Source organism: Streptomyces capoamus (genome assembly GCF_014654935.1).
Lineage (GTDB): Bacteria > Actinomycetota > Actinomycetes > Streptomycetales > Streptomycetaceae > Streptomyces > Streptomyces capoamus.
Genome location: NZ_BNBF01000033.1, coordinates 56,114 through 64,265, shown reverse-complemented (window position 1 = coordinate 64,265; position 8,152 = coordinate 56,114). Strand labels below are relative to the sequence as shown.

The 8,152-nt window shown below is 69.7% G+C and carries 4 protein-coding genes, 1 tRNA gene and 2 pseudogenes; 3 read left to right on the top strand and 4 right to left on the bottom strand.

Features of this window, described 5'->3' with window-relative positions; all coding sequences use genetic code 11:
• Positions 1 to 249 precede the first annotated feature (249 nt).
• Both IE312_RS34260 and IE312_RS34255 read right to left on the bottom strand, forming a co-directional pair.
• The gene (locus tag IE312_RS34260) at positions 250 to 2,700 is read right to left on the bottom strand and encodes a GTPase (protein ID WP_189986122.1); all 2,451 of its coding nucleotides are present in this window, start codon (positions 2,698 to 2,700) and stop codon (positions 250 to 252) included.
• Positions 2,701 to 2,703: 3 nt separating this feature from the next.
• Positions 2,704 to 4,311 (bottom strand): dynamin family protein, encoded by a 1,608-nt coding sequence (locus IE312_RS34255; RefSeq protein ID WP_189986121.1) that lies wholly within the window; start codon positions 4,309 to 4,311, stop codon positions 2,704 to 2,706.
• Positions 4,312 to 4,632: 321 nt separating this feature from the next.
• On the opposite strand from IE312_RS34255, the gene IE312_RS34250 reads away from it, so the two are divergent.
• Positions 4,633 to 4,708 (top strand) — tRNA-Arg (locus IE312_RS34250).
• Between the two features lie 178 nt (positions 4,709 to 4,886).
• Here IE312_RS34250 and IE312_RS34245 read toward each other — a convergent pair.
• Complete coding sequence (locus IE312_RS34245; RefSeq protein WP_229900773.1) at positions 4,887 to 5,288, bottom strand: site-specific integrase; 402 nt, start codon at positions 5,286 to 5,288, stop codon at positions 4,887 to 4,889.
• Positions 5,289 to 5,398: 110 nt separating this feature from the next.
• Between IE312_RS34245 and IE312_RS43135 the strand changes: the two are divergent.
• Positions 5,399 to 5,592 (top strand): annotated as a pseudogene (locus IE312_RS43135) (NUDIX hydrolase); the annotation flags it as partial.
• A 383-nt stretch (positions 5,593 to 5,975) separates the two neighbouring features.
• On the opposite strand, the gene IE312_RS34240 reads toward IE312_RS43135, so the two are convergent.
• Positions 5,976 to 7,076, bottom strand: a complete 1,101-nt coding sequence (locus tag IE312_RS34240) for a TIR domain-containing protein (protein WP_189986120.1) — start codon at positions 7,074 to 7,076, stop codon at positions 5,976 to 5,978.
• Positions 7,077 to 7,574: 498 nt separating this feature from the next.
• Here IE312_RS34240 and IE312_RS43130 point away from each other — a divergent pair.
• Positions 7,575 to 8,152 (top strand): annotated as a pseudogene (locus IE312_RS43130) (restriction endonuclease); the annotation flags it as partial.

The following is an 8,152-nucleotide window of genomic DNA, read 5'->3' as shown; positions in this document are numbered from 1 at the left end:
CTCCGCCGGTTCCCCCACCCATGACTCCGCCGGCTCCCCTACCCACGGCTCCGCCGGTTCCCCCACCCATGACTCCGTCGGTTCCCGCGCCCATGGCCCCGGCAGCGCCCCATGCACCTCCGGGCGGACCCCACCCGTATCCCCGGCGACTCCCCCCACCCGTGGTCTTGGGAGCGCCCCGCCGACATCCCCGGCAGGCTCCGCCCACAGCCCGCCGGCAATCCCGCCCATGGCGCCGGCGGCGGCGTCTCAGCCCACCCGGGACCCGGCTCGCACGACCCTGCCGTACTGCTCCCGCACCTCCCGGTACCGCAGCAGCTCCGATGCCACCGGATCGAGCACCCGGGCCCGGCCACAGCTCGCCGCCGCCTCCCGCAGCCGCCGTTCCGCGTCCTGGCCGTAGCGCCGTGCGGGCCCCCGCGCCGCCATCCGGCAGGCCCACTCCACCAGCGGCCCGCCGATGATCCCGCACACCATCAGCAGCACCGGAATCCCCAGGTTGGGTGCCATCACCCCGGCGATCTGCCCCGCCAGCCACGCGCCGCCCGTCACCTGCAGCAGGGTCATCGCCGCCTGGATCAGTACGGCCACCGGCCACCAGCCCGGCCGCGGCGGCCGGCCCGCCGGCATCCCGGCCCGTGCCGCCAGGTCGTCCAGCGCCTCGGACAGCCCGTGGGAACCGCGTACGGCGGCTTCGCGCACGGCCTGCGCCCACGGCGCGGGCAGCCCGGCCGAGGCCCGCTCGGACACCGTACGCACCGCCTGTTCGACGCGCTGGCGGGCCGTGGCCTCCTCGTCGGCCTGGGTGCGTACGGCGTGACGGCCCGTCGCGGAATCGGCCCGTCCCTGGTACCAGCGCCACAGCCGCAGCCAGGGCGTGCCGCAGGCCCGGTTGGCGTTGCGCAGCCAGGCGCGCTCGGCGGCCTCACCGGCCGCGGTGGCACCCACCGCGTCCGCGAGCCGCGCGGCGAAGTCCTCGCGCGCCTCCTCGCTCAGACCGACGCGCCGGCCGGTGGCGTAGACGGGCCGCAGATCCGTCGCGGCGGCGTCCACGTCGGCCGACACCCGGCGGGCCGCCGCGCCGCGCTCGGCCACGAACTGGCCCAGCGACTCCCGCAGCTCGCCGACCCCGTCACCGGTGAGCGCGGACAGCGCGAGCACGGTGGCGCCCGGTTCGCCGTGCTCTCCCAGCGCGATGCCGTCCTCGTCCAGCAACCGCCGCAGGTCGTCCAGGACCTGGTCGGCGGCGTCCCCGGGCAGCCGGTCCACCTGGTTGAGGACGATGAACATGATCTCCGCGTGACCGGCCATTGGCCGCAGGTAGCGCTCGTGCAGGACGGCGTCGGCGTACTTCTCGGGGTCGACCACCCAGATGACCGCGTCGACCAGCTTCAGGATCCGGTCGACCTGTTCGCGGTGCTGCACGGCGGCGGAGTCGTGGTCGGGCAGGTCGACCAGGACCAGCCCGCGCAACTGCCCCTCGACGTCCGGACCGTGCAGCGGGCGGCGGCGCAGCCGGCCCGGGATGCCCAGCCGGTCGATGAGGCCGGCGGCGCCGTCGCTCCAGCTGCACGCGATGGGCGCGGCCGTGGTGGGGCGTCGTACGCCGGTCTCCGAGATGGGCACGCCGGCAAGCGCGTTGAACAACTGGGACTTGCCGCTTCCGGTGGCGCCGGCGAGGGCGACGACGGTGTGCCGGCCGGAGAGCTTGCGGCGCGCGGCGGCCTCGTCCAGGACCCGCCCCGCCTCGGCGAGGGTGCGGTTGTCCAGGCGGGTGCGGGAGAGCCCGACGAGTTCGCGCAGGGCGTCCAGGCGGGAGCGCAGCGGGCCGTCGTACGCCAGCGGGGCCGGGCTGTGGCTGCCCGGCCCGCGGTGCGCCGGCTCCCCGGCCGAGGCGCGGTCGGCGGCGAGAGCGGCGGCGTTGGCCTCGGTGACACGCCGTGCGATGAGACCGTCGTCCCAGGCCTCCGAGGAGGACTCCGAGTCGGCGTCGGCCTTCTGGGACGCGGCGCCGGTCTTCTGGGGCGTGGCGTCGGTCCCTCGGGGCGTGGCGTCGGCCTTGGGGGGCGCGCTGTCGGTCTTTCGGAGCACGGCGTCCGCCTTCTGGGGCGCGCTGTCGGCCGCGGGACGGGGTTTCGACGGGTGGGCGTGCGGCCGGGGGACGGAGACACCGCCTTCCTCGGCACGGTGCCCGCGCGCGGGACGCTCGCCGCCTCCCGCGCGCGCGGGGCGGCCGTTGTCACCCTTGTCGCCCTCATCCGCCTTGCCGTCGCTGCCGCCCGGGTCCTCCTTCTCCCCCTCGGCGGCGTTGCCGACCTCGCCGTCCCTGCCGTCTCTGCCGTCCCTGCCGCCCCTGCCGCCCCTGCCGTCTTTGCCGTCTTTGCCGCGCGTGGGTCGGTCGCCGCCGTCGTCCCCCTCGGCCACACTCCCCACGCCCCGCTTCTCCTCGCCCATGCCCGTGTCCTCGCCCTCGGAGTGACCGTCGACGGCGGGACGGCCGCCCGAACCGCGCCCGCCGCCGGCGCCTTGCTCCTGCACGGGGTTCGGGCGCGCTTCCGGCAGGGCGCCCGCGCGCTCGACGCGGTCCACGGCACCCGAGCTCCCGTCTCTCGCGTCTCTCCCGCCGCTGTCGCCGCCGTGGTCGACGCGCCTCATGTGCTCGGTGTGATCCGTGTGGTCCTGGTCAGTGACGGCGGTCACCGGTCACCTCTCCTTCTGCAGTACGGACAGCGCGGCGATGAGTTCGGCCTGAGGCTCCGGGTGGACGTCCAGGGCGTCCAGCGGGGCGAGACGCCGCTCGCGTTCGGCGTGCATGACACGGTCCACGTGCTCGATGAGCAGCCGTCCGGCCCGATCGCGCAGACGCAGTACTCCGTGGGCGCCGAGCCGTTCGGCGAGTCCCTCGCCGGCGGTACGGGCCCGGCGGCCGCCGAGTACGGCCGTGGCGACCAGGGCGGCGACCACCTCGGGGTCGGGCGCGCCGGTGCGCTCCAGGACCCGTACCTCGTCCTCGGCGTACTCCTCCAACTCGCGCCGCCAGCGCCGGGCCGCGAGCCCGATACGGTGCTCGGCCCGCTCCAGGGACGCCTCGCGGCCGGCGAGTTCCGGTGCGTCGGCGGCGGGTTCGCGCCGCCAGGCGTCGTCGACGCGCTCGTCGGCGGCGGTGACGGCGCACAGCAGCAGCGCGGCCAGGCTCTCGACGAGGGCGTCCAGGAGTTCCCCGGCGGTGCAGTCCAGCGGGAAGGCGCGCCAGCGCTTGAGGGCGTCGCCGGCCAGCACCGCACCGGCCTGGAGGCGGGCCCGGACGCGCGCGTGCTCCTTGTCGTAGGCGGACTCCACCGCGGAGGTGAGCCGGAGGGCCGCCGCGTACTGGGCTGCGGCGGCGCCGGCCAGCTCGGGCATGCGGGACTTGAGCGAGTCGAGCAGGCCGTAGGCCGTACGGGCCATGACGTGCTGCCGGGCGGCGGGGTCCTGGGCGTGGTGGACGAGCCAGCTCTTCAGCGGCGCGACGGCGGTGGCCGGCAGCAGCCCGGCACCCCAGGCGGACTCGGGCAGCTCGGGCACGGTGAAGCGGGGTACGTCACCGAGCCCGGCCTTGGTGAGCAGGGCGCCGTACTGCCGGGACACCTCGGAGACGACCTGGTGGGGAACCCGGTCCAGGACGGTGACGAGGGTCGCGTCGTACTCCTTGGCGGTGCGCAGCAGGTGCCAGGGGACGGCGTCGGCGTAGCGGGCGGCCGTGGTGACCATGATCCAGATGTCGGCGGCGCAGATCAGTTGCGCGGCGAGGACGCGGTTGTCGGCGATCAGCGAGTCGATATCGGGTGCGTCGAGCAGGGCGAGCCCCCGCGGGAGGCTGTCGGCGGTCTCGACGCGCATCACGCGCGCGGGATCGTCGTCGGAGATCACGAGTTCGTCGACGGGGTCCTGTTGGGGCACCCACACGCGCGTGAGGTGGGGCAGCACGCGCATCCCGCTGAACCAGTGATGATCCTCCGGATGGCAGACCAGCACCGGCGTCCGGGTGGTCGGCCGCAGCACACCCGCTTCGCTCACGCGCCGGCCGACGAGGGAGTTGACGAGCGTCGACTTGCCCGCGCCGGTGGAGCCGCCGACGACGGCCAGCAGCGGCGCCTCGGGCTCCCGTAGGCGGGGAACGAGATAGTCGTCGAGCTGCGCGAGGAGTTCGTCGCGGTTGGCACGCGCGCGTGGCGCCCCCGCGAGGGGCAGCGGAAAGCGTGCGGCGGCGACACGGTCGCGCAGAGCGGAGAGTGTGTCGAGCAGCTGAGGCCGTACGTCCAAGGTCACCACATGCGAAGAATGCCCAATTTTAGGGGAATTCTGAAGCATATGGACATGTCTGCGCGCCGACGGAACAGATCGGGCGGAAGGGATGAGCGGGACATGGGCACAGGCCAGGCATAACGAGTGCACAACACCCGGTGGCACCGGGCGTCAAAAGCCGTGCACGATTCGTACCTGCCTGCGATTATCAGGACCGCTTCACCGAACCTCCACATCGAGCCACGGAGGCGAAGCGACAGGGTCAGGGAACCGGGAGCCCTATCCTTGACCCCGGCAACGTCACGGGTCAGCCCCCTCCAGGGCACCGCACACGAGGCCACCCCACCGGCCCCCGTAGCTCAGTGGATAGAGCAGGCGCCTTCTAAGCGCTTGGCCGCAGGTTCGAGTCCTGCCGGGGGCGCCAGTCTCCGCCCTCCCCCTGGGGAGGGCTTTTCGCTGGTCAGAGCGGTTGTCGACGGGTACGACGAAGCCCCGGACGCCCTCTTTGCGATCAAGGGCAGACTCCGGGGCTGTCCGGCTGTCACCGGGTTCTCGGGGGTGGCTGTGTCGAATACGTGTCGAAGTTCTCGACCGGCCGAAGATCAGCCGGCGCCCGACGCCTCCGCCTCCGCCTCCGGAAGGTCACCCGCGACTTCCAGCCGCCGCTTCAGGTCCGGCAGCTGCCCGTCGATGCACCGGGCGTACGTCGCCAGCAGCACGGCAACGCTGCTCCCGGCCCACTCGGCCACCTGAGCGGGCGGGATGCTGTCGTTGAGCCACTGCGTCAGGCGCGTGTTCCGGTCGTCGTAAACGCGCCGTCCGGTGGGTGACTCAAAGACGTGCGGGGGCAGTACGGCCTTACGCGCGCTGCGCCACGCCCGGCGGATGACGGAGCCGGCGAGGATCCCACCGAACTCACCCTGGAAGAGCAGATCACCCGGCTGGAGCTGTTCGTCGGCGATGTGCTGCCGCAGGATGCGCGTCAGGGCCGGATGCCCCGGCACCGTGCGCGTCTCGCCCTCAACGCGGCCCTTCAGGTCACGTTGCTCGTGGATCTCCCCGTGTCAGTCCACCCCATTGGTCGTCAGCGTCGGGATTCCGGCAGGGCCACAAGCTGACCTTCGCCTACAGGAACCTCACCCGCGGCATCGTGGCCCTGGAACTCCGCTGCAAGCCCTCCGGCGGCGCCGAACGCACCTCAAGCGAGTCCACGACTGTCTCCTGGCTCACGCCCGTGTAGGTCGGTGAGCTCATGGCCAGGTCTTCGCAGTCAGGCCCCTTAACCCTCTGGACGGCAACGACCCGCACTTCTGCTCCTTCATCAAGGCCCGCGCACGGCGCGGGCGCGGACTGCCTCTGCGGCGTGGGCTGCCTCCTATCTGCGCTGCGGCTGGCCGCGCCCGGCGGCGCGCTGCGTGCATGAGGGAGGAGGTAGGAAAACCCTCAGTGGCTGGGGCGGTCGGCTCCACGGCTTTAGGAAGCCAATTTGGCGCGAGCCTCGAAGGCCCAAGATCGGGAACTCACGGGCAGGCTCACAAACCTGCCCGATCCGCGGGCTAGCGTAATGGGCCATGATCACTCGCACCAAACCAGCTCCAGCCCAAATGCGCTCCACCGACCTGCTTGTTCAGCAGGCGCTTCACACGTGTGACGGCCGCCCTCCAACTGTCCGTAGTGAGCTTGTTGGAGTATTAGAGTGCTTTTCCCCACCGATCCACCACGCGGACCGCATCCTGAATCTTCGTGATTCCGATCCGGGCAGGCCTAAGAGCTTTTCGCAGAGGTGAACTCATCACCTCTACAGGCACCATGCTGTCCAGGAGATCGGCCATATTATCTACAACCTCACGAAGATCATGAGGGCCCTGTGCCCCTACTACCAACCTTTTGAACGCGTCCCTCTCTTCTCGATTCGGCATCTGTGAGATCTGCTCCAGGATGGAACTCATCACGGCATCAGCTTTCTCGACTGTATTGGCGAGCTGGACACCGGAGTCATGCAGCTTCTCGGATGGGCGCTTCAGTTGATCGGCGACTGCGATAGAAACGCCCCGCATCTGTTGTGCCGTGAGGCCCGACCTCATCCGTGAGCTGTTCTCCTTAACTACCTCAGACCAAACATTAAGATCGATTAATACCTGCTCAACCTCTTGAGTTAGCACAGGGGTCAGGTGTTCCATTTCACCTATGCTCGTTAGGAAGTCACTGTCGTCGTCAGGGCCAGTGTCGGGGGCGCCGTCGGGATGCTCACTCGAAGTGCTCGCTGGTGCTGCGAGTTCTGCCCGGAAGATGAGCTGAATCAATTCGTCCGTCAAGCCGCTGAGCGCCCTACGCCACTCAGCTGTTCCACGCCCTGCCAGAAATGCTTCTTCCAGGTTTCGGAACTGAAGCGCCTCGATGGTTGCGACCTCGGGGATTGGGTGATCGGCTCGAATGGAATTAGCGCCAGCTATGACCACTGGCAAAATGAGATACTGCGCGTTTAGTCTTCTTGCGCTCTGATTGAAGGCGTTCAGCTCATCTCGACACGCAGGGCGATTAAAGTATTGCATGGTGATGACCGGCATGAAGATGGCGGCATTCTCCAGCTCGCCGTCAATTTGAGAACGCCAGTCATCGCCCCATCCGATGCTTTCGCGATCAAAGAATACTGACAGCTCATTTCCCGTCTTGGCCGCGTAGAACCCTTTTATGTCCTCGGCGAGAAACTTGACAGCGTCATCGAACAGCTTGTTATCCGCATGGGCGTAGCTGACAAAGAGTCGGTTGACCTGCGAAATGGCAGTGTTCATCAACACTCCAGTTGGGCGGTGGCGATGAGGTTCAAGGCCTATGAACAGGCGACAAGTGTCTCGCGCAGAGGCCTGTGGTTGCAGGCGTTTGAACGAAATTGGCGAACAAATCCCAGGGCGCGAGCAGGCAAGAAGATCCGGGACAGCGGCCTCAGGCAACAAGGTTGGCTGAGGGCTTGTCGCCGGCTGCCTCGGAGGCGACACAACACAGGAGCAGCGGGGTTGAGGCCGGTGGGGGCTCAGCGAGCCATACTCGCTCTGGCCGACGGCACCGATAGCGTGGCTGAGGCCGGTGGGGGTGCAGCGAGGCACACGCGCGCCTGGTCGGTCGGCAGACTCGCCATCGTGGCTGACCGTCGTCGGTCGAGGTACAGACGACCTGAGTCAACGGTGCACTGTGCGGTCCGGTATGAGGTGACGTCCCTGCCCTGCGTGATTCTGTGACGTGGGAGGGGAATGCAGCCCTGTGGCGGAGTAAGGCCAGGGGAGGGATAGCAGGTGGCGCAACGGGGCAGCGGCCGAGGCAACGACTACCAGCGGCAGCAGCAAGCGTTACGACGTGCACAGGAGCAACGGGCACGACAAGCGGAGCGGGAACGCAAGGCCGCCGAGACGGCCAGCAAGCGGCAGGAGCGCGAGCGGAAGGCCGCGTATCAGGAGCAGCAGGCCGAGCAGGCGCGCGTGCGCACGATCGGGGTCGAGCACGAGGTCGAGCAGCTAGGGCAGTTACTCCGTGACGCGTTGGTGGGCGATCCGCCTACGACCTTTGAGCGCCGGCGAAGGACTCACACGTCGAAGAAGTTTGACGAGCGTCCTTGGTCTCGTCCGGAGCCTTCACCGCGCTGGGAGGAGTTCGCGCCACCAGAGCCTGGCGGTCTGGCTGCTGTCCTGGGTCTTGGCAGGAAGCGCTATGAAGCTGCGGTTGCTGAGGCGCGTGTGCGGTTCGGCGAGGCACAAGAGCGCCACAGGCGAGCCGAGGAGAAGCGGCTGGCGACGCTGGAGCACAAGCGTGCCGAGCATCGCCAGGCCGAAGCACGGGCCCTTGACGAGGTGGCGGCTTTCAACGGGAAGTTGGA